This window comes from Minwuia thermotolerans (assembly GCF_002924445.1).
Taxonomy (GTDB): domain Bacteria; phylum Pseudomonadota; class Alphaproteobacteria; order Minwuiales; family Minwuiaceae; genus Minwuia; species Minwuia thermotolerans.
Genome location: NZ_PIGG01000040.1, coordinates 21,852 through 41,860, shown reverse-complemented (window position 1 = coordinate 41,860; position 20,009 = coordinate 21,852). Strand labels below are relative to the sequence as shown.

Here is a 20,009-nt window from a genome sequence, read left to right as displayed (position 1 = left end):
CCGCGTTGCCCGGGCGCGCGCGATGGCGACAGGCGGAAGGGACGATGGAACGTATCCGCACGATCATGGCGGGCATGGCGCTGCTGGCGGGGCTGACGGTGTCCGTCCTGGCGCAGGACACGGGCGATGGGAACGGCGAGCCGCCCCCGTTGCCGCCGCCCAGACCGGCGGAAACGCCATCCTCGCCGCCACCCGATGCCACAGACAGGACCGAGGCCGCCGAAGCGGAAATCACGCGTGCGCCGGGACCCGAACCGCCGCCGACCCCGGCGCCGGAGCGCCTTGCCGAATCCGACGTCGAGTTCGCGGCCTGTCGGGCGGCGCTGGATGTATATGGCGCGGCCTACGAGATCGCCGACCGGATCGAAAACGCGGACGCCGGCTGCGGCGTCGTCCGGCCGCTCCGTGTGACGGAGATCGTTCCCGGCGTCGTGCTGCGTCCCGCCGCCCGCATGCGTTGCGAGACGGCGCGCGCCCTGGCGGAGTGGGTATCGGGCTTCGTCGTCCCGGCCGCCACGCATCTTCCGGACCGGAGGCGGCTGACCGGTCTGGATCACGGCTCGGTCTATGTCTGCCGCCGGCGCAACAATTCGGGCAGCGGGCGGCTTTCCGAACATGCGTTCGGCAACGCGGTCGACGTCATGGGGTTCCGCTTCGCCGGCGGCGACGGATTGACGGTCGAGCCGCGCGAGGGGGAGGGCGACGCGGAAGAGGCGTTCCAGCAGGCCGTTCGTGCCGCCGCCTGCCTGAGCTTCACGACCGTGATCGGACCCGGCACCGATGCGGCGCACGCCGACCACCTGCATCTGGACGTGAAGGTGCGCAGGCGCGGCTACCGCCTCTGCCAGTAGGCCACGCGGCGGCATTTGCCCGGGCTGTTCCGCCTTCGCGGCGGCCGCGGGGTCACAGGGCGTCGATCAGGTCCAGGAAGTCGAGTTCGGTCTCGGCGACCCGCCGCCCGATGACAGCCTTCTCGACCGAGGCCTCGCGGCCGGAGGTGAACCGCTGGCCGATGGTCATGCACATGACGCCCCAGCGCAGCGTGCCGAGCACTTCCCAGTAGCGCACGATTTCGGGATCTATCGGGGCGCCGCCGGCTGCCTCGTAGGCCTCGAAAAACGTCTCGCGTGGCCCGACGCCGGCGAAGGGACGGTCGTCGCGCCCGAATCGCCAGGCGCGAACGGACGGCCAGGCCAGGTCGACATGCCGGTCGCCCAGGTGGCCGACCTCCCAGTCGAGAATGCCGGCCAGGCCCTGCGTATCGACGATGATGTTGCCCATCCGGAAGTCGCCATGGGCGAAGACCGGCGGTTCGTCGGGTGGGCGATGCTTCTCCAGCCAGCGCAGACCGTATTCGAAGCCCGGTTGCGGCTGGCCGTACCCGTCCAGAATGGCCCGGAAGGCGGCCAGGTGATCATCCAGGCGGAACGTGCGCAGCCGGGGCAATTCCCGCCTCGGCACCGCGTGCAGGCGCGCCAGCGCCGCGCCCATTTCCGCGGGCAGGCGCGCCCGCGCCCCGGCCAGCGCCGGATCGCGCAGGATCTTCTGGGGCAGGGTCTCGCCCTCCAGCGCCTCCATGACGAAGGCTGCGCCGAGGCCGTCATCATCGTCGGCGCAGAAGATCATCGCCGGGGCGTGGGCGCCTGCCGCATGGGCGGCGGCGACGATCGCAGCCTCCGCCGGCCGGTCGGCTCCGAAGCGGTTGTCGGGGTCGTCCTCGTCGTGGACCGCGCCAGGAGGATCGCGTTTGAGAATCAGGGACTGCCGCCCGCCTTTGGGGGCGAGAACCTCGAAGATATAGGATTCGCGGGACGCGCCGGCCGACAGGCGTTCCAGACGCTCGACCGCGTGGCCAACGCCGAACCGTCTGTCAAAGGCCCTGGCGAGGCGGGGGCCGAGGTCGTTTTCCTGTTCCATGGGGTCAGAATAACAAAAGGCCCCGCCGTTCAGACAGGGCCTCCTGCGCTTGAGCCTCGAAGAGGGGTCAGGCGGCGCTGGACTCCAGAGCGGCCATCTCGTCCTTCAGCATGAGCTTCTGCTTCTTCAGTCGGGTAATCAGGGCCTCGTCCGGCAACGGACGCGCTTCTTCGCGCCGCAGGGCCTCGTCCAGGTCCGCGTGCTTCTTCTTCAACTGCTGGAATTCATGCTTCGCTGTCACGTGCTTCCCCTTTGTTCAGGTTGAGTGACGCGGCAGCCGCGAACACGGCTGTCATCCAAATGCAATGTTGAGATTCGGAAGCGCAGGGTTCAAGCGCCGATTGCAAAAAAGTGACGTCGGCCGGACAACTTCCGGCCGCGCGATCACCGTTTCAGCGGCCGAGTACGCCCTCGTCGCCCGCCGTGAGCCGGAAGGCCATCCCCTGACACATCGAGGCGATCCGCTGGGGGTTTTCCTCGGGGAAGGCCGCCGCCAGCACCTCGACCAGTTCTTCGAAGCCCGCGTCCTCCGGCTCCACTTCCATAACGGTCAGGTAGCGCAGCAGGTTGGCGATCGAATCCTCAATCTGCTGGTAGCGGTCGAAGGTTCCCGTGCCGGGGCGCGCCATCGACCTGTGCAGGATCAGGATCTCGACATGTTCGGAATGGAGTTCGCACTCGACGACCACGCGCCTCAGGTCGTCGGAAAGCGGCCGGGGCGCCTCGCCGATGCCGCCCTTCAGCTGCCGGCGCAGTTCGCGCAGCGTTTCGACGACATGAACGCGCCACTCGGCGACGGCGTCCAGCGCACCTTCCAGTTCGTCCTTCCGGAAGGCGCCGCGGCCGCTCGATGCGACCCAGCAGCAGTACAGAACGACGTTGACGTCCAGCCCGACGCGCTCCTGCAGGGTCAGACAGGCGTCCTTGGCGCGCCCGCGCGCATAGACGCGGGTCGTGTAGTCCCACAATTCATTCGGAGGAAAGACGCCTGCGGAGAACACCGCCATAGAATTCGCTCCCGCTGCACGCCCTTCCAGGCTCAAAACCGTGATTGCGCGCCGGACCCGTGATAGAATTTCCCGGCCACGGCCGTTCGGCGCCGGCGGACTATGCCAGAAGCGCCGCCACGCGCAAAGCGGCTGTGATCGAGCCGTTCGATCGGCATCATTGACCAGCGGGAGCGAATGCCATGACGGAAGTCGTCGGCGCGGATCGGCAAAGGATCGAAGGGCGGCTGGCCGAACTCAGGGTCGCGCACAACGATCTGGATGCGGCTATCGACGCGCTCAGCCAGCGCGGCGCCTATGACGATCTGCAGATGCAGCGCATGAAACGGCGCAAGCTTCAGGTCCGCGACGAGATCCGCAAGCTGGAAGTGCTGCTGGAGCCCGACATCATCGCCTGACGGTTCGTCAGGCCGCGTCGGCCTTCATCTGCCGCTTCTTCTCGTACATGCGCCGGTCGGCCTCGGCCAGCGCTTCGGATGCGTCCTCTTCGGCGCGGAAGGGGAAGACCCCGTAGGCGACATCCAGCGGGACCGTGGCGTTTTCCGTCACCACCGGCCGGGCGCGGATGCTCTCGGCCAGTTCCTCCGCCTTCGCGTTCGCCACCTCGTCGGTGGCCTGGGCCAGGATGACGCCGAACTCGTCGCCGCCCAGCCGGCCCACGACGTCCGATTCGCGGGTATTCTCCAGCAGCGCCTGCGCCACGTTCAGCAGCGCACGGTCGCCCGCGGCGTGGCCGTAGCGGTCGTTGATGTCCTTCAGTCCGTTGACGTCGAAGAAGACGAGGCTGGACGGCACGCCGTACCGATCCGTGTAGGACATCATCCGGCTCATGTCGCGGACGAAGGCGCGGCGGTTGGCAACCGGCGCCAGCGGATCCTGGTCGGCCAGCTTCTCCAGTTCGCCGACGCGGCGCTGGGACGCATGCAGCTCCTGGCGCAGGGTCTCGACTTCCGCCATCAGGTTCAGGAAGGCCTGGCGCACCTTCGGCGTCAGTTCCGCATCCGGCACGCCGAACAGCTCGGCGGTGTCGCGGATCTCGCCGATTCCACTGGAATCGGCAGGCGTCGACGCCGAGGACCGCGAGGCCGGGTGCTTCCTTTCGGTCGGGCGGACATTCTGGACAGACGGATATCCGCCGATCTTCATGGGTTGCTCCCGGTCGGGCCTCGGTGCTTGTCTGAGGTAGTCTGATGCAGGAATGTTAACAAACGCTTTCCCGGCCTCTCCGGCTTTCCCCGCTTGCCTCGGGGGGCGCGCCGCCTATACTCCGCCGCTTTCTTTTCCCGCCGAACGCACTGAGGGCGAAAGACGACATGAGCGCCAATCCGGCCGACGTGAAAGTCGGCGTCATCATGGGCAGCCAGTCGGATTGGGATACCATGGCGCATGCCGTGGAGATCCTGGAGGCGCTGGCAGTGCCGCACGAGGTCCGCATCGTCTCGGCGCACCGCACGCCCGACCGAATGGCCGATTATGCCCGGACGGCCCGCGAGCGGGGGCTGCAGGCGATCATCGCCGGCGCCGGCGGCGCCGCGCATCTGCCCGGCATGGTCGCCGCGCAGACCAGCGTTCCGGTGCTCGGCGTGCCCGTCGAAAGCAAGGCGCTCAGCGGCATGGACAGCCTGCTTTCGATCGTCCAGATGCCGGGCGGCGTGCCCGTCGGCACGCTGGCCATCGGCAAGGCCGGGGCGAAGAACGCCGCCCTGCTCGCCGCCGCCATCGTCGGGCTGCAGGACGCCGAACTGACCGCCCGGCTGGACGACTGGCGCCGCCGTCAGAGCGAGGCCGTCGCGGAAGAGCCCGAGCGCGGATGACGGCCCTGCCACCAGGTTCGGCCATCGGCGTGCTGGGCGGCGGCCAGCTCGGCCGGATGATGGCGCTCGCCGCCGCGCGGCTGGGTTACCGCGTGCATGTTTTCACGCCGGAAGCCGACAGCCCCGCCGCCCAGGTGTCGGCGGCGGCGACCGTGGCCCGGTGGGACGATCTGGGCGCGCTGGACGCCTTCGCTGATCAGGTCGACGCCGTGACCCTTGAATTCGAGAACGTGCCGGTATCGGCCGTCGAGAGGCTGGCGGAAAAGGTCCCTGTCCGCCCCGGGGCCATAGTGCTGGCGGTCGCCCAGGACCGGCTTCGGGAGAAGACCGTGGCGCGGGAACTCGGCGTGCCGGTGGCGCCCTTCGAGCCGGTGACCAGCGACACCGACCTTGCGGACGCGATCGCGGCCATCGGCGCGCCGGCGGTGCTGAAGACCCGGCGCGAGGGCTATGACGGCAAGGGCCAGCGGATGATCCGCGAGGCGGCAGATGCGGCCGCCGCGTTCGCCGAGCTGGGCCGGCCCGCGGCGATCCTGGAGTCCTTCGTCGACTTCACATCGGAGATCTCGGTGATCGCGGCGCGCGGCGTCGACGGCGAGGTGCGCTGCTATCCGGCGGTCGAGAACCGCCACCGCAATCATATCCTCTCGCTGACCATCGCGCCATCGCCGGGGCCCTCGGCCGCCTCGAAGCTGGCCGAGGAGGCGACGCGCGCGCTGATCGAGGCGCTGAACGTGATCGGCCTGCTGGCGGTCGAGTTCTTCGTGACCCCCGAGGAAGGCGTGCTGTTCAACGAGATGGCGCCCCGGCCGCACAATTCCGGTCACTGGACCATCGAGGCATGCCGCGTCAGCCAGTTCGAGCAGCAGGTGCGCGCCACCGCAGGCCTGCCGCTGGGCGCGCCCGGGTTCCACCACCGCGCGGTAATGCGCAACCTGATTGGCGACGATGCGAAGGACTGGGCCCGGCTCGCCGCCGGCGACGTCAGCCTGCACCTCTACGGCAAGGCGGAGGTCCGGCCCGGCCGCAAGATGGGGCATGTCACGAAACTCTACGCGCCCGACCGCCCCGCCTGGCCGCCGAAGGACAGCGAACTGCCGTGATCGCTACGCCCCGGCGGCGATCTGGCGGGCGATGACCAGTCGCTGCACGTCCGAGGTGCCTTCGTAGATCTGGCAGACCCGGACGTCGCGGTAGATGCGCTCGACGTCGTAGTCGGCGACATAGCCGTAGCCGCCGTGGATCTGGATGGCGTCGGAACAGACCTGCTCGGCCATCTCCGAGGCGAACAGCTTGCACATCGACGCCTCCTGCAGGCAGGGCTCGCCGCGCTGCTTCAGGTCGGCGGCGTGGAACGTCATCTGGCTGGCGGCCTCGATCCGCGTCTTCATGTCGGCCAGCCGGAAGCCCACGGCCTGATGCTCGACGATGGCCTTGCCGAAGGCGGTCCGCTCGCGGGCGTAGGCGGCCGCCCGCTCGTAGGCCGCGCGCGCCATGCCGATGGCCTGGGCGGCGATGCCGATGCGGCCGGTCTCCAGGTTGGCGAGCGCGATGGCGTAGCCGCGGCCTTCCTCGCCGACCAGGTTCTCCGCCGGGATTTCGCAGTCCTCGAAGGCGATCTGACAGGTGTCGGAGCAGCGCTGGCCCAGCTTCTCCTCCCTGGAGGCGACGCGGTAGCCGGGCGTGTCCGTGGGCACCAGGAAGGCGGAGATGCCCTTGGCGCCCTTGTCCGGATCGGTCATGGCGAAGACCAGGGCCACGCCGCCGATCGAGCCGGAAGTGATGAACTGCTTGGTGCCGTTGATCACCCACCTGTCGCCCCTGCGTACGGCCCGGGTCTTCAGGTTGGAGGCTTCGGAGCCCGCCTGCGGCTCGGTCAGACAGAAGGCGCCGATGATCTCGCCCGCGGCCATGGGTTTCAGCCAGCGCGCCTTCTGCGCATCGGTGCCGTAGCGCAGCAGCGCCGCACAGCAGGGCGAGTTGTTGACGCTCATGATGGTGGAAACCGCGCCGTCGGCGGCCGCGACCTCCATCAGCGCCAGCACGTAGGCGGTCATGTCCGCGCCGGCCCCGCCCAGCTCCTCGGGCACGGTCATGCCCATCAGGCCCAGTTCGCCCATCTGCCGCAGCAGCGCCATCGGCGGTTCGCCGGTACGGTCGCGCTCCATGGCGCCCGGGGCCAGTTCGCCCAGACAGAAGGCGCGCGCGGCATCGCGAATCAGTTTCTGATCTTCGGTCAGTTGCATGGCGTCGCTCCATGGGGGGCTGGCGATGGGACGGGCGGTGTTTATATCACTGCTCACGTGATCGTGGGATGATCCGTCAGGCCCAATTCAGGCCATATTCCCCATCATCCATTGCAGCGGCTTTTAGAGATTGAGGAGAGCATCATGCCCACCTATACTGACACTATATCTGGTGTGCGCGAGGCGGTGATGACACTATCACGGCGACAGGTGATGATCGGCGGGGCGGCCCTGGGACTGGCGCTTCCGTTCGCGCCGGCGCTGGCCGAGGACAAGCCCTGGGCCACCGGCGACATGACGATGGGCGCCGAGGACGCGCCGATCGAGGTGATCGAATACGCCTCGATGACCTGTCCGCACTGCGCCAGTTTCCATCACGCCACCTGGCCGAAGCTGAAGGAAAATTGGATCGACACGGGCAAGGTCCGCTTCATCTTCCGGGAGTTTCCCTTCGACCGGCCCGGCCTCGCTGCGGCCATGCTGGCGCGCTGCGGCGGCGAGCAGCGCTTTTTCGCCTTCATCGACATCCTGTTCAAGCAGCAGGAGAAGTGGACGCGCGCGCAGGATCCGATGGCGGAACTGCGCCGGATCGCCACTCTGGGCGGCGTCTCGCCGGAGGCGTTCGACCGCTGCCTGGCCAGCGAGGAACTGCAGGACATGATCCTGGAGTCGCGCCTGACCGGCCACGAGAAGTTCGGTGTCCAGGGTACGCCGACGCTGATCATCAACGGCGAGAAGCACGAGGGCGGCAACGACTACGAGAGCGTGGCCGAGGCGCTTCGGGGCCTCTCGTCCTAGAGTCTGAACGGAGGTCTGCGGAAGGCGTTGCAATTCACCAAGCTCAGACTGGTCGGATTCAAGTCTTTCGTCGAATCGACGGAGCTCTCCATCGCGCCGGGCATGACCGGCGTGGTGGGCCCCAATGGCTGCGGCAAGTCCAACCTGGTCGAGGCCCTGCGCTGGGTGATGGGCGAGACCTCGCCCAAGAACATGCGCGGCGGCGAGATGGACGACGTCATATTCGCCGGCTCGGCGACGCGGCCGGCGCGCAACCAGGCGGAAGTGCAGGTCACGCTGGACAATGCAGGCCGCGACGGCCCGCCCGACTACGCCGAGCATCCCGAACTCGCCATCACGCGGAAGATCACCCGCGAGCACGGCTCGGACTACCGCATCAATGGCGGGCCGGTGCGCGCCAAGGACGTGCAGCTCCTGTTCGCCGACATGGCGACCGGTGCGCGCTCGACCGCGATCGTCAGCCAGGGCCGGGTCGGGGCGCTGATCGGCGCCAAGCCGCAGGAACGCCGCCTGCTGCTGGAGGAGGCCGCCGGCATAACCGGGCTGCATTCGCGGCGGCATGAAGCGGAACTCCGTCTCCGGGGAGCCGAGACCAACCTCGAGCGGCTGGACGACGTCACCAGCCAGCTTGAGCAGCAACTCGGCAATCTGAAGAAGCAGGCCCGGCAGGCCTCGCGCTACCGCAACCTCTCGGCGCAGATCCGCCAGGTTGAGGGTATGATCCATCACCTGCGCTTCACGGCTGCCCTGGAAGAGATGAACGCGGCCCGCAGCGCGCTGGAAGACGCGCAACGCGCGGTCAACGAGGCGACGCGGAGCGCGGCTGCCGCCAGCGCCGTGCAGGCCGAGCAGGCCGCACGGATCGAGCCGCTGCGCCAGCGGGAGGCGGAGACGGCGGCCGCACTGCAGCGGCTGCTGGCGGGGCGCGAAAAGCTCGATGACGAGGAAGCGCGGCTCAACGAGACAGTGGCCAATCTCAGGGACCGTCTCGCGCAGTCCGACGGCGATATCGCCCGCGAGGAAGCCCGCCGCCAGGATGCGCTCGACCGGCTGAAGGAACTGGACCGGGAAGCGGAAGACCTGAAGGACGCTTCGGAGGGCGAGGACGCGGCGCTGGAGGCCGCGGCGGCGAAGGCCCGCGATGCCGCTCAGGCCGTCGAAGCCGCCGAAGCGGGCCTGGCCGAGGCGACCGAGCGCCTGGCCGAACTGAAGGCGCGGCGCGGTGCGCTGGCGCGGCAGCTCGACGAGCAGGGCCGCCGCAAGGGCGAGCTTGATCGCCGCATCGCCAATGCCGATCGCGACCTGGCACAGGCCGTCACCGGCGGCTTCGACGAGCGGCTTGACGCGCTGGAGAAGGTTCAGGCCGAGCAGCGGGCGATCGCCGACGGTGCGGGCGCAGATACCGAGAATGCCGAGACAGCCCGTGCAGAAGCGGAGAAGCGGCTTGATGGCGCCGCCGAGGCCGAGCGCGCGGCCAGGGGGCGGCTGTCGGCGCTGGAAACGGAGATGGCGACGCTGGAGCGGCTGCTGGCGAAGGAGAAGCCGTCGAGCCATGTGCGCATCATCGACTTGGTGAAGGTCGCCGCCGGCTTCGAGAACGCATTCGCCGCGGCGCTGGGCGAAGGCGTGGACGGAGGATTGGAGCGTGAGGCCGCATCACGCTGGGACGAGATGGCCCCTCTGGACGCGGGCTCGCTGCCCGGCGGCGTCCCGGCGCTGGCTGAAGAGGTCGAGGGACCGGCAGCGCTGGCGCGGCGGCTGGCGGCAACGGGCGTTGTGCAGGATATCGAAGCCGGCGAAGCACTGGCGGCGGAACTGAAACCCGGTCAGCGGCTGGTGAGCCGCGCGGGCGATCTCTGGCGGTGGGACGGCTACCGCCGCCGCGCGGGCAAGCAGGCCGCCGGCGCCATCCGGCTGGAGCAGCAGAACCGGCTGGCGGCCCTGAAGACCGACCGCCAACCCGCCGCCGAGGCGGTGACCGGGGCCGAAGCCGCGATGAACACCGCCCGCAACGCCGTCGCCCGCGCCATCGAGGCCGAGCGGGCTGCCCGGGCCAGACGCAAGGACGCCGAGGCCCGCTTCACGGAGGCGGGGCGGGAACTGGATGTGCTGCGCCGGCAGGCCGAGGCCGAGCGCCAGAAGCGCGACCGGCTGGGCTCCATGCTCGAAGCGCTGAAGACCGAACTTGCCGAGGCCGCCGGCTCCCGTGTTGCGCTGCAGAAGGAGATGGCCGGCCTGCCGGCGGTCGATACGGCCGAACGGGAATCGAACGAACGCCGCGAGGCTGTCCGGCAGGCCCGCGAAGCGCTTGATCAGGCGCGCCAGACCCAGGATCGAATCGAGCGCGAACGCCGCTTCCGCCGCCGCCGGCTTGAGGAGATCGTCCGCGATCGGGAGGACTGGCAGAAGCGCGCCGACGAGGCGGCCCGGGGCATGGCGCAACTCGCCGAGCGCCGCGATGCCTCCGCACAGGCGATCGAGGATCTGAAGCATCGTCCCGAGGAGATCGCCGCCCGGCGCGTGGAACTGGGGGGCAGGATCACCGAGGCGGAGCAGGCGCGGGCCGGCGCCGTCGAGCGCCTCGCCGCCGCCCAGACCGAACTGGCCGAGGCCGACCGGGCGCTGAAACAGGTCCAGGCGACGGTGCAGGCGGCGCGCGAGGACCTGGTCCGCCGCGAAGCCGCCGCCGAACATGCCCGCGAGGCGATCGAGCGTCTGACCCGGGAAGTCCGCGAGGCCATGGAGTGCCCGCCGCAGAAGGTGCTCGAGGTCGCGGGTCTGGAGCCCGACGCCGAACTGCCGCCGCTGGACGACTGCGAGCGGAAGATCGAGCGGCTGCGCCGGGAGCGCGAGAACATGGGTCCGGTGAACCTGCGGGCCGAGATCGAATCCCAGGAGGTGCAGGAGAAGCTGGACACCCTGGCCGCCGAGCGGGCCGACCTGGAAGGCGCGATCCAGCGCCTGCGCCAGGGCATCGGCAGTCTGAACCGGGAAGCCCGGGCGCGGTTGCTGGAAGCCTTCGAGACCGTCAACAAGCATTTCGAGAAGCTGTTCCGCCGGGTCTTCGGCGGCGGCGAGGCGCGGCTGGCCCTGACCGAGGCCGACGATCCGCTGGAGGCCGGGCTGGAGATCATGGCGAGCCCGCCGGGCAAGCGCATGCAGATCCTGACCCTGCTCTCGGGCGGCGAGCAGGCGCTGACGGCGACGGCGCTGCTGTTTGCGGTCTTCCTGACCAACCCGGCGCCGATCTGCGTGCTCGACGAAATCGACGCGCCGCTGGACGATTCCAATGTGGAGCGCCTCGCCGACCTGCTGGATGAACTCGCCGGCCATGGCGGCACGCGTTTTCTGGTGATCACCCACAACCCGATCACCATGGCGCGGATGGACCGGCTGTTCGGCGTCACCATGGCCGAGCGCGGCGTGAGCCAGCTGGTCTCCGTCGACCTCGCCCAGGCGGCGGCGCTCAGGGAGTCCGCATGACGCTGCTGGAGCACGAGGGCAAGGCGCCCCGGATCGATCCCTTGGCGCGGATCGCACCGAATGCCGTCATCTGCGGCGACGTCACCGTGGGCGCCAACACCTCCGTCGGCTTCGGTGCGGTGCTGACCGCCGAATCGGGCCCGATCGCCGTCGGCGCCAACTGCGTGATCATGGATACCGCTGTGCTGCGCGGCGTGCGCGGCGCGGCCCTCGTCATCGGCGACAACGTCCTCGTCGGCCCGCGCGCCTGTCTGACCGGCTGCCGGGTCGGCCACAACGTCTTCATCGCCACGGGGGCATCGGTCTTCAACGGCGCGGTGATCGGCGCAGGCGCGGAGGTCCGCATCAACGGCGTGGTCCACATCCGCACGGTGCTGGCCGAGGGCGCGACCGTCCCCATCGGCTGGGTGGCGGTCGGCGATCCGGCCCGGATCCTGCCGCCGGTGGAGCATGACGCCATCTGGGCAGTCCAGAAGGATCTGGATTTTCCGAAGGTGGTGTTCGGCGTCGGCCGGCCGCCGCCGGGCGGATCGATGATGCCCGACGTCATGCCGAAATATGCCGCCCGCCTCGCCGGCCATCGCGATGACGTCGAGGTAGGTTGAGCGCGCTTATCCGGCCGTCTTGCGCCGCCAGCGGAAGTCGCAGTGCGGCGCGCCCTGCATCCGGGTCTGGGTGCGGGTGAATTCCCAGCCCGGCCGGATGCGTTCTTCCGCAGCGAAGTCGACGCCGCAGGTCATCAGCGCGCCGATCTCGGGCTCCCCGATCGCGCGGAACCAGTCGGCGAAGGCGCAGCCGGTGATGTTGTGGCCATAGGCGTCGGGCGTATTCTCGACCACTTCCTGCTCGACGGGGAAGGCCGGCGCATTGCCGCCTTCGCCGTGTTCTTCTGAAGGATGGCTGTCCTCGACAAAACCCAGCTTCTCGCGCCAGGCGACATAATTCTGGGCGATGGCTTCGCCGACGATGCGGTGCGCCTCTTCCTTGCCGAGTTCCTGTTCCAGCCTTTTCACCACTGGAATGAGCATCCTGGCCTGGATCTTGGTGGCTTCGAGTATCGACGGTTTCATGGCATGGCTCCCCAATCGCTTTCCCCGGCGGCATCAGGGTAGACGATTGCGGAAGCGGGGCCAAACGCCGTCAGCGGGGCGGGCGGCCCTGCATCTCGATCTTCCGCACCGCGCCCAGATCGTCGACCCAGGGCAGGGCGGAGCGGCACCATATCTGCGTCCGCGGCGGCAGTTCGGCGCGCTGCCGCGACGTGCCGATGCGCAGCGAGACCGGCCCCGTGCCGTCGACATTGCCGCCGTGGATCGAGGTGCCGCATTCGGGGCAGAAGGACAGCGCGCGCCTGTTCCCACTCTCGGCGGTCTTGACGTAGACCTTCATCTCGCCGGTGAGAATGCGCAGGTTCTCCCGCGGCACCATGACCGCGACGCGGAAGGCCGTGCCGGAGTTGATCTGGCAGTCGGTGCAGTGGCAGACGCCGACCTTTTCCGGGTCGATATCCGCCTCGTAGGTGATATGGCCGCAGAGGCAGCCGCCGTCGATCTTCATCTCTCCTGCCCCCCTCAATCCATTCTCAGCCCGCCGTCGACGTTCAGCGTCTGTCCGGTGACGTAGCTGGCGTCCGGGCCGACGAGGAACGACACGGCCGAAGCCTGCTCGGCGACGTCGCCCTGGCGGCCGAGCGGGATCTGGCGGCGCACGCCTTTCTTGATCCGCTCGAACTCGGTGCCGGCGCGGCCGGCGGTGCGGCGGAAGGTGCCGTCCATCATGTCGGTGTCGGTCGAGCCCGGGCAGATGCAGTTCACCCTGATGCCGTGGGGCGCCAGCTCGACTGCCATCTGCTGGGTCAGGCCGATCACGGCGAACTTGGTGGCGCTGTAGGCGCCGTAGTTCGGCATCCCCACCCGGCCGGCGGTCGACGACAGGTTGACGATGGCGCCGCCGTTGCCCGCCTCGACCATGGCCTGCGCCGCGGCCTTCGAGACCCGGTAGACGCCGTTCAGATTGACGTCGACCGTCCGCAGCCATTCGGCGTCGTCGATCTCCAGGATCGGCGTGTCGCCCGCGCCGCTGGGCACGCCGGCATTGTTGATCACGGCGTCGAGCCGCCCGAACTCTGTCAGGGTCGCCGCGATCATGGCGTCGACCTGCTTCTGGTTGGTGACGTCGCAGTCGACGGCCAGCGCCCGCCGGTCCATCGCCCGGATTTCCTCGGCCAGGCTCTCGGCGCCCTGCCAGTCCATGGCGCGTTCGTGTTCCGGAAAGGTCGACGGATCGGCCTTGCGCGCCGAGACCACGACGTCGAAGCCGTCCTGCGCCAGCCGGAGCGCAATGGCCCGCCCGATGCCGCGATAGCGGGCCGCGCCGGTGACGATGGCGACCTTGTTCTCCGATGTGTTCATGTGCGCGCCTCCCTTCTCCGACTATAGGCGACCAGGAACGGCCCGGCGACGGCGCAGGCGAGACCGACAAGGAACAGCGGCGTGATGGTCTCGCCCAGCAGCACGGCGCCCGCGGCGGTCGCGGCGATGGGGCTGAGTGGCACGTAGATGGCCGCGCGGGTGGGTGAAAGCCGTCTCAGGCCGTAATTGAACAGGCCCATGGAGCCGGCGCCGCCGAAGACGGCGAGCCAGGCGAACCACAGCCAGTCGTCGCCCGTGTAGGTCGCGAGCACGTCCGCGGGTCCCTCGGCCAGCGACCAGGGCAGCAGGAACAGGCAGCCGCCGGTCATGGTCAGGATCGAGATCGCGAACAGGGAATGGTTCTGGTAGAGCCGCGCGGAGAAGGCGTTGTAGGTCGCGCCGCAGCAGACGGCGAGAAAGAACAGCGCCTCGCCCAGGAAGCTGTGGCCGCCGACGGCGGGGCGGAATGCCGCCTCCCCCACCGCGAGCGCCACCCCGGCGAAGGAGAGGACGGCGGCGGCCGTCATTACCCATGACAGCCGGTCGCGCCCGCCGGCGGCGGCGATCAGCATGGTCAGGATCGGGATCAGCGCGAAGATCACCGCGCCGCGCGCCGCCGGGATCTGCTGCAGCGCCGTGTTCACGAACAGGTGGAAAAGGCCGAATTGCAGCATGCCGAGGACGAGCGACAGGGCCAGCGCCTTCGGGCCGATCCGCCATTTGGAGAGCGCGAGCGCGAAGGGCAGCAGCGTCAGGGCGCCCAGGACATATCGCGCGAGCCCCAGCGTCGCCGGTCCTTCGTGGTCCGCCATGATCGCGCGTGCCGCGACGAAGGATGTGCCGAGGAAGACCACGGCGAAGAACAGCGCGATATGGGGCAGGACCCGGTGCAGGACGTCGGGTGGATCGGCGGCGGCAGTCATGGGCGGGAAGTCTCGCCGCTCGCCCGCGGCGTGTCATCACGAATCCCGGTCATGCATGGCGGCAATGCTGAGAACCCCCTCCCGTTTCCACTGTTGTGGAAACACCCCTCCCCCTTGACCAAGGGGGAGGGATGGGGCGGGGGATCGTCCCCTCTGTTCCGCATGGTCGACCGATGTACTAGGCTGCAAGCGTTCGGCAGCTGGGAGGGTGCGATGGAAGAGGATGCCTGGGGCAACGCGGTCACCGCGGCGAGCGCTGAGGCGGCGCGGGCGCTGGACGAGACGGCGCTGGCCTATATGGGATTCCGCCTCGACACCGGCGCGCATCTGAAGGCGGCGCTGACCGCCGATCCGGAGATGCCGCTGGCGCTGATCTACCGCGGCTATTTCTTCCTTCTGTTCTGTCATCCGGCGCTGGCGCGCAAGGCGGCCGAGACCCGCGAGCGGTTGCTGCCGATGGCCGAAGGCGGCGCGCTCAACGCCCGCGAGAGGCTTCATTTCCGCGCCCTCGATCTCTGGGTCGACGGCGACATGCAGGGCGCCAACGACGCCTGGGAAGCGGTCATGCTCGACTGGCCGTTCGATCCCATGGCAATCCGTCTGGCGCATTACACCAGCTTTTACATGCGCGGCGGCACGGCCATGCGCCGGCAGTCAGCGCGCGTCATCCGCGACTGGGCCGGGCGGGATCTGCCCGGCGCGGGCTTCATCCACGGCGTCCACGCCTTCTCCTGTGAAGAATCGGGCGACTATGCGAACGCGGAGCGACACGGCCGCATGGCCGTGGAGATGAATCCGGCCGACATCTGGGCGACCCACGCCGTCGCCCACGCCATGGAGATGCAGGGCCGCCACCGCGAGGGCATCGGGTGGATCCGCGCCAACGAGGCCGACTGGAACCGGACCAACAATTTCCGCTTCCATGTCTGGTGGCACCGTTGCCTCTACCATCTGGAGCTGGGCGAGCACGACGAGGTGCTGGCGCTCTACGACCGGGCCGTGAGGGCCGAGAGCACCGATGAGTATCTCGACATCACCAACGGCGTCGCCATGCTCTGGCGGCTGGAGCAGGAGGGCGTGAACGTCGGCGGCCGCTGGGACGAACTTGCCGACCGCTCCGCGGAGCGCGTCCACGACCACATCCTGTGTTTTGCCGACATGCACTATGTCATGGCGCTGGCCGCCGCCGGGCGCGAGGCCGAGGCGAAGGACATGATCGCGGCCATGCGCGACGCTTCTGACGGCGACTTTTCCAGCCAGGGCGAGGTCTACCGCCGGATCGGCCTGCCGCTGGCAGAGGCGGTTGTGGCCGCCCGAGCCGGTCGCCACCAGCAGGTGCTGGACACGCTGCTGCCGGTCCGCGAGGACATCGCGCTGGTGGGTGGCAGCCACGCCCAGCGCGACGTCTTCGAACGCACGCTGCTGGAAAGCGCGCTGGCGGCCGGCAAGGGGGCGCTGGCGCGGGCGCTGGCGGCCGAGCGGGTCGACGCCAAGGCGACCAGCGCCTATGGCTGGCGGCGCTACGCCGACGCGCTGGACCTCTGCGGCGACGCCGAGGGCGCGCGTGCCGCGCGGGCGGAAATGGCGCGCCTGGCCGCCTAGCGCACCTCGACCGAGACCTGGCGTGCGTCGTAGACGCGGCCGTCGCGGAGCATCTGGACCCGGCCGCTGTAGACGCCGGGTTTCAAACCGCCGTCGGGCGCGCGGCGGCCGGAAAAGGCGAAGTACTGCGCCTGGTTCTTGGGGTGCGCGGGGCGGGTGTCATCGTGGAAGGCGCCGCCATCCGGGCTTTCGATCTGCAAGCGCATGACGTCGCCCTCGCGGATGCCGAAGACGTGGAACCAGACCACCAGCGCAGGGCTGCCCGGCTCGATCCGGGCCACCTTGGCGCGGCCCTCCTTGACGTCGATGTACTGGGGCGCATTGCCATAGAGGCCGGCGCTCAGAATGCCGCCCGGACGGTAGTCGAGCTGGGCGGTGAGTTCCCGATCCCAGAGTCCGTTGTAGTCGCCGCCGCACTGAATCTCCGGCTCGACGCCGCGGAAGGGGTCGACATCGGCGCCGTCCTTGCGCACCGCCAGATGGACATGGGGGAACTGCGCGGCGCCGGACATGCCGACAAGGCCGAGCGTCTGGCCCTTCTCGACGCGCTGTCCGGTGCGGACCCTGAGCGAGCCTTCGCGCATGTGGCAGTACTGGGTCTGCCAGCCGCCCGTGTGGTCGATGACGACGCCGTTGCCGCATTCGCGACCCTGAACCGCCTCGCGGCCGCCGATCGAGGCGATGTCGATATCGGCCATGCCGTCGCGCGTGCCGCGGACGACGCCGCCCAGCGCGGCGATGACTTCGACGCCGTCGCGCATGGCTTGACGGTCGATCAGCCGGAAATCCGTGCCCTTGTGGCCCTCATAGGTGAGCGGACCGCAGGTGTAGTCGGCCGCATCCGGGCCGGGATCGATGTCCATGAACTGCTGGATGAAACAGGTGCGGTTGAGTTCGCAACGCAACGGCAGCCCCAGCGTCGGTTCATCCGCGGCCGCCGCCAACGCGGGCGCCGCCGCCAGGCCGAGGAGAAGAAGAAGCCGACCGATCATGCACACCTCACGCGATCTGGCGGATCGCGCGGGATCCGCGGCTGCTTCAGGCCGCCTGGGAGGCCGATCCGCTGGCCAGGACCGCGTAGACCGCGTCCGCCGACTTCGCCCCGCGAAGCTTCTCGCACTTGTCCTTGTCGCGCAACAGACGCGAGATCTTCGACAGCGCCTTCAGGTGGTCGGCGCCGGCCTGCTCCGGCGCCAGCAGCAGGAACAGCAGGTCGACAGGCTTGCCGTCGACGGCGTCGAAATCGACCGGTTCCTTCAGACGGGCGAACAGGCCGGTGATGTGGTCGACCTCCCCGATCCGACCGTGGGGAATGGCGACGCCGTCGCCGACGCCGGTCGTTCCCAAACGTTCGCGTTCCAGCAGCACGTCGAAGATGCGCCGCTCGTGCAGGTTTGTCTGGCCGGCCGCCAGTCGGGCGAGTTCCTGAAGCACGTGCTTCTTGCTGCCTGCCCTGAGGTCGATGACCACGGCGTCTGAAACCAGAATATCGGAGATATCCACTACGCTCACCTTGTGTTGTCGAGGCGAAGGCCGGAAACGGGCCCGTCAGCCGTCGCTGGGATCGATCCAGCCGATATTGCCGTCCGGGCGGCGGTACACGACGTTCAGCCGGTCATTGCCGAGATTGCGGAACATCATCACGGGGCTGTCGGCCAGGTCCATGCGCATGACGGCGTCGCTGACCGTGCAGGAGGGAATGTAGGCGCGGGTCTCGGCGATGACGGCGGGATGTTCGCCGCGGTCGGCCTCGGGCTCCTCGTCTTCCGTCTGCGCGGCGATGACGTAGTCCTGTGCGGCTCTTGCCGGCTGCCCGAGCTGATGCTGGCGGGCGTGGTGGTCGCGCAGGCGGCGCTTGTAGCGCCGAAGCTGTTTCTCGATCCTGTTGGCGGCGTCATCGAAGGCGCTGTGGGCGTCGGCGGCGCTGCCGCGGCTCTTCAGATAAATGTCCTGGCCCACGTGCACCTGGCAGTCGACGCGGATATCGCCCGAGTCCTTGGCGAAGGTGGCGCTGCCCTCGATGGCGTCGCCGAAATACTTCCCCACGGCGGCTTCCAGCCGCTCGGTCACGCGCTGGCGGAGCGCGTCGCCAAGGTCGATGTGCTTGCCCTGAATGGTGATGTGCATGGTACCCCTTCTTGGCCGGTACAGGTCTGTCGAACTCGATGGTCGGAGCCGGCGCTCGAAGCGGCGCGGACCTTAGGTAGGGCCGCATGACAAGTCAAGCTGGGTATCAGCGCGCCATGTCGAGCTGCATCCGCTTCATCCGGCGCCGCTGGACCGACGACGGAATCCGCAGGGCTTCGCGGTATTTTGCCACCGTACGCCGGGCGATGTCGACGCCGTCGGCGCGCAGTATCTCGACGATCCGGTCGTCGGAAAGCACGGCCTCCGGCGTCTCTACCTCGATCAGGTCCTTGATGCGGTGACGCACGGCCTCGGCGGAATGGGATGCGCCGCCGTCGGTCGCCGGGATCGAGGCGGTGAAGAAGTATTTCATCTCGAAGATGCCGCGTGGCGTGCCGATGTACTTGTTCGAGGTCACGCGGCTGACCGTGCTCTCGTGCATGCCGATCGCGTCGGCGATGGTGCGCAGGTTGAGCGGCCTGAGGTGCTGGACGCCGTGGGCGAAGAATCCATCCTGCTGGCGCACCAGTTCGGTCGCCACCTTCATGATCGTGTTGGCCCGTTGCTCCAGGGACTTCACCAGCCAGTTGGCGTTGTTGAAGCAGTCGGTCAGATAGGTCTTGTCCTGCGCTGTCCTGGTGGCGGCGCTGATCTCGGCGTAGTAGCGGTTGTTGACCAGCACCCTGGGCAGGGTCTCGGGGTTGAGTTCGATCTGCCAGCCGCCGTCGGGCTTCTGGCGCAGCAGGACGTCGGGGATCGCCGTCTGCGCCTCTTCGGTCTCGAACTGCCGCCCGGGTCGCGGGTCGAGGCGTTTCAGTTCCCGGATCATGTCCGTCAGGTCTTCCCCGTCGACCCCGCATTCGCGCAACAGCGCCGGGTAGTCCTGTCTGGCCAGCAGGTCGAGACGGCCGACCAGGGCCTTCATCGCCGGATCGTAGCGGTCGAGTTCCTGCAACTGCAGCGCCAGACACTCCGCGAGGTCGCGGGCGGCGACGCCGGTGGGGTCGAAGGCCTGCACCAGCGCCAGCGCGTCTTCGACCGCCGCGGGCGCACAGCCGAGCCGCTCGGCCATTTCCTCGATGTCCTCGCGGAAATAGCCGTCCTCGTCGATGGAATCGATGATCGCCGCCGCGATCAGCCGCGCCTCGACCGAAGCCGGCGCCAGGTTGAGCTGCGCCGTGAGGTGGTCGCGGAGCGATTCGGAATTGCTGAGCGTGTTCTCCAGGCTCAGATCCATGTCGTCGAACTTGTGCGAGCCGCCGCCGCCGATCTGGCCGAGACTTCCGCCACCGCTGTCGCCGATATCGCCGCCGCCGGCGGGCGTTTCGCTCAACCGGTCGGAGGGGCTGTCGTTGCCATGGACGTCGTCATAGCCGGCGTCGAGGGCAGACTCCGCCTCCGCGCCGCCGCCCTTCTCCGCGTCGATCGACATCTCGCTCAGAGGCTCGTCGCCGAAGCCGTCGCCGCCGGCGTCCGCCGAATCGGACTCGGGTCGGTTGTCCGGCTCCGGCGCATCGGGGCCCGAGTCGTCCAACAGCGGATTGCGCTCCAGCTCCTGCTCGACGAAGGCGCTCAGCTCGATGTTGTTGAGCTGCAGCAGCTTGATCGCCTGCTGCAGCTGCGGCGTCATCACCAGATTCTGGCTCTGCCGGAGCTCGAGTCGCGTGGAGAGGGCCATCGC

Annotated in this window: 21 protein-coding genes; 8 read left to right on the top strand and 13 right to left on the bottom strand. The window is 68.9% G+C overall.

The features are described from left to right. The first annotated feature begins 44 nt into the window (after nucleotides 1-44). Nucleotides 45-851 carry an extensin-like domain-containing protein gene (locus tag CWC60_RS12995; RefSeq protein ID WP_109794374.1) on the top strand — a complete coding sequence of 269 codons (807 nt, stop codon included), beginning with the start codon at nucleotides 45-47 and terminating at the stop codon, nucleotides 849-851. A 52-nt stretch (nucleotides 852-903) separates the two neighbouring features. On the opposite strand, the gene CWC60_RS12990 is transcribed toward CWC60_RS12995, so the two are convergent. The 3 genes from CWC60_RS12990 to CWC60_RS12980 all read right to left on the bottom strand — a co-directional run bounded on the left by CWC60_RS12990 (nucleotide 904) and on the right by CWC60_RS12980 (nucleotide 2,924). Beyond that, nucleotides 904-1,917 carry a phosphotransferase family protein gene (locus CWC60_RS12990; RefSeq protein ID WP_109794373.1) on the bottom strand — a complete coding sequence of 338 codons (1,014 nt, stop codon included), beginning with the start codon at nucleotides 1,915-1,917 and terminating at the stop codon, nucleotides 904-906. 67 nt (nucleotides 1,918-1,984) lie between these two features. After that, a complete protein-coding gene (locus tag CWC60_RS12985) occupies nucleotides 1,985-2,158 on the bottom strand; it encodes a YdcH family protein (RefSeq protein ID WP_109794372.1) in 174 nt (57 codons plus the stop codon). Nucleotides 2,159-2,309: 151 nt separating this feature from the next. Continuing rightward, nucleotides 2,310-2,924, bottom strand: coding sequence for a TIGR02444 family protein (locus tag CWC60_RS12980; protein ID WP_109794371.1), 615 nt, complete (start codon nucleotides 2,922-2,924; stop codon nucleotides 2,310-2,312). A gap of 182 nt (nucleotides 2,925-3,106) precedes the next feature. Between CWC60_RS12980 and CWC60_RS12975 the strand changes: the two genes are divergently transcribed. After that, nucleotides 3,107-3,322 (top strand): YdcH family protein, encoded by a 216-nt coding sequence (locus tag CWC60_RS12975; protein ID WP_109794370.1) that lies wholly within the window; start codon nucleotides 3,107-3,109, stop codon nucleotides 3,320-3,322. A gap of 7 nt (nucleotides 3,323-3,329) precedes the next feature. On the opposite strand, the gene CWC60_RS12970 is transcribed toward CWC60_RS12975, so the two are convergent. Then, nucleotides 3,330-4,070 (bottom strand): GGDEF domain-containing protein, encoded by a 741-nt coding sequence (locus CWC60_RS12970; RefSeq protein ID WP_109794369.1) that lies wholly within the window; start codon nucleotides 4,068-4,070, stop codon nucleotides 3,330-3,332. A 167-nt stretch (nucleotides 4,071-4,237) separates the two neighbouring features. Between CWC60_RS12970 and purE the strand changes: the two genes are divergently transcribed. Beyond that, on the top strand, nucleotides 4,238-4,738 hold the full coding sequence (gene purE / locus CWC60_RS12965; protein ID WP_109794368.1) for a 5-(carboxyamino)imidazole ribonucleotide mutase: 501 nt from the start codon (nucleotides 4,238-4,240) through the stop codon (nucleotides 4,736-4,738). Continuing rightward, entirely contained in the window at nucleotides 4,735-5,841 is a 1,107-nt protein-coding gene (locus tag CWC60_RS12960; RefSeq protein WP_109794367.1) for a 5-(carboxyamino)imidazole ribonucleotide synthase, read from the top strand. The genes purE and CWC60_RS12960 overlap by 4 nt, the downstream gene beginning before the upstream one ends. Nucleotides 5,842-5,844: 3 nt before the next feature. On the opposite strand, the gene CWC60_RS12955 is transcribed toward CWC60_RS12960, so the two are convergent. Then, a complete protein-coding gene (locus CWC60_RS12955) occupies nucleotides 5,845-6,984 on the bottom strand; it encodes an acyl-CoA dehydrogenase family protein (RefSeq protein WP_109794366.1) in 1,140 nt (379 codons plus the stop codon). Between the two features lie 144 nt (nucleotides 6,985-7,128). Between CWC60_RS12955 and CWC60_RS12950 the strand changes: the two genes are divergently transcribed. The 3 genes from CWC60_RS12950 to CWC60_RS12940 are packed head-to-tail and all read left to right on the top strand — an operon-like array spanning nucleotide 7,129 to nucleotide 11,870. Further along, nucleotides 7,129-7,782 carry a DsbA family protein gene (locus CWC60_RS12950; protein WP_109794365.1) on the top strand — a complete coding sequence of 218 codons (654 nt, stop codon included), beginning with the start codon at nucleotides 7,129-7,131 and terminating at the stop codon, nucleotides 7,780-7,782. A gap of 27 nt (nucleotides 7,783-7,809) precedes the next feature. After that, nucleotides 7,810-11,265: a chromosome segregation protein SMC gene (smc, locus tag CWC60_RS12945; RefSeq protein WP_109794364.1), complete on the top strand. Its 3,456-nt coding sequence runs from the start codon at nucleotides 7,810-7,812 to the stop codon at nucleotides 11,263-11,265. After that, nucleotides 11,262-11,870, top strand: a complete 609-nt coding sequence (locus CWC60_RS12940) for a gamma carbonic anhydrase family protein (RefSeq protein WP_109794363.1) — start codon at nucleotides 11,262-11,264, stop codon at nucleotides 11,868-11,870. Before smc ends, CWC60_RS12940 begins: the two co-directional genes overlap by 4 nt. Nucleotides 11,871-11,876: 6 nt before the next feature. On the opposite strand, the gene CWC60_RS12935 is transcribed toward CWC60_RS12940, so the two are convergent. The 4 genes from CWC60_RS12935 to CWC60_RS12920 all read right to left on the bottom strand — a co-directional run bounded on the left by CWC60_RS12935 (nucleotide 11,877) and on the right by CWC60_RS12920 (nucleotide 14,599). After that, the gene (locus CWC60_RS12935; RefSeq protein WP_109794362.1) at nucleotides 11,877-12,335 is read right to left on the bottom strand and encodes an L-2-amino-thiazoline-4-carboxylic acid hydrolase; all 459 of its coding nucleotides are present in this window, start codon (nucleotides 12,333-12,335) and stop codon (nucleotides 11,877-11,879) included. Nucleotides 12,336-12,405: 70 nt separating this feature from the next. Beyond that, complete coding sequence (locus CWC60_RS12930) at nucleotides 12,406-12,822, bottom strand: GFA family protein (protein ID WP_109794361.1); 417 nt, start codon at nucleotides 12,820-12,822, stop codon at nucleotides 12,406-12,408. Between the two features lie 14 nt (nucleotides 12,823-12,836). Further along, on the bottom strand, nucleotides 12,837-13,676 hold the full coding sequence (locus tag CWC60_RS12925; RefSeq protein WP_109794360.1) for an SDR family NAD(P)-dependent oxidoreductase: 840 nt from the start codon (nucleotides 13,674-13,676) through the stop codon (nucleotides 12,837-12,839). Further along, complete coding sequence (locus tag CWC60_RS12920; protein ID WP_109794359.1) at nucleotides 13,673-14,599, bottom strand: DMT family transporter; 927 nt, start codon at nucleotides 14,597-14,599, stop codon at nucleotides 13,673-13,675. The genes CWC60_RS12925 and CWC60_RS12920 overlap by 4 nt, the downstream gene beginning before the upstream one ends. A 213-nt stretch (nucleotides 14,600-14,812) precedes the next feature. Here CWC60_RS12920 and CWC60_RS12915 point away from each other — a divergent pair, with 213 nt between their 5' ends. Next, nucleotides 14,813-16,201: a tetratricopeptide repeat protein gene (locus CWC60_RS12915; protein ID WP_109794358.1), complete on the top strand. Its 1,389-nt coding sequence runs from the start codon at nucleotides 14,813-14,815 to the stop codon at nucleotides 16,199-16,201. On the opposite strand, the gene CWC60_RS12910 is transcribed toward CWC60_RS12915, so the two are convergent. The 4 genes from CWC60_RS12910 to rpoN form a co-directional block, all read right to left on the bottom strand. Then, nucleotides 16,198-17,193 (bottom strand): M23 family metallopeptidase, encoded by a 996-nt coding sequence (locus CWC60_RS12910; RefSeq protein ID WP_109794357.1) that lies wholly within the window; start codon nucleotides 17,191-17,193, stop codon nucleotides 16,198-16,200. The two genes, CWC60_RS12915 and CWC60_RS12910, sit on opposite strands and share 4 nt — an antisense overlap. 46 nt (nucleotides 17,194-17,239) lie before the next feature. Continuing rightward, on the bottom strand, nucleotides 17,240-17,704 hold the full coding sequence (gene ptsN / locus CWC60_RS12905; RefSeq protein WP_109794356.1) for a PTS IIA-like nitrogen regulatory protein PtsN: 465 nt from the start codon (nucleotides 17,702-17,704) through the stop codon (nucleotides 17,240-17,242). Nucleotides 17,705-17,749: 45 nt separating this feature from the next. Further along, a complete protein-coding gene (hpf, locus tag CWC60_RS12900; protein ID WP_109794355.1) occupies nucleotides 17,750-18,328 on the bottom strand; it encodes a ribosome hibernation-promoting factor, HPF/YfiA family in 579 nt (192 codons plus the stop codon). Between the two features lie 106 nt (nucleotides 18,329-18,434). Continuing rightward, on the bottom strand, nucleotides 18,435-20,006 hold the full coding sequence (rpoN, locus tag CWC60_RS12895) for an RNA polymerase factor sigma-54 (RefSeq protein ID WP_109794354.1): 1,572 nt from the start codon (nucleotides 20,004-20,006) through the stop codon (nucleotides 18,435-18,437). Nucleotides 20,007-20,009: the final 3 nt, after the last annotated feature.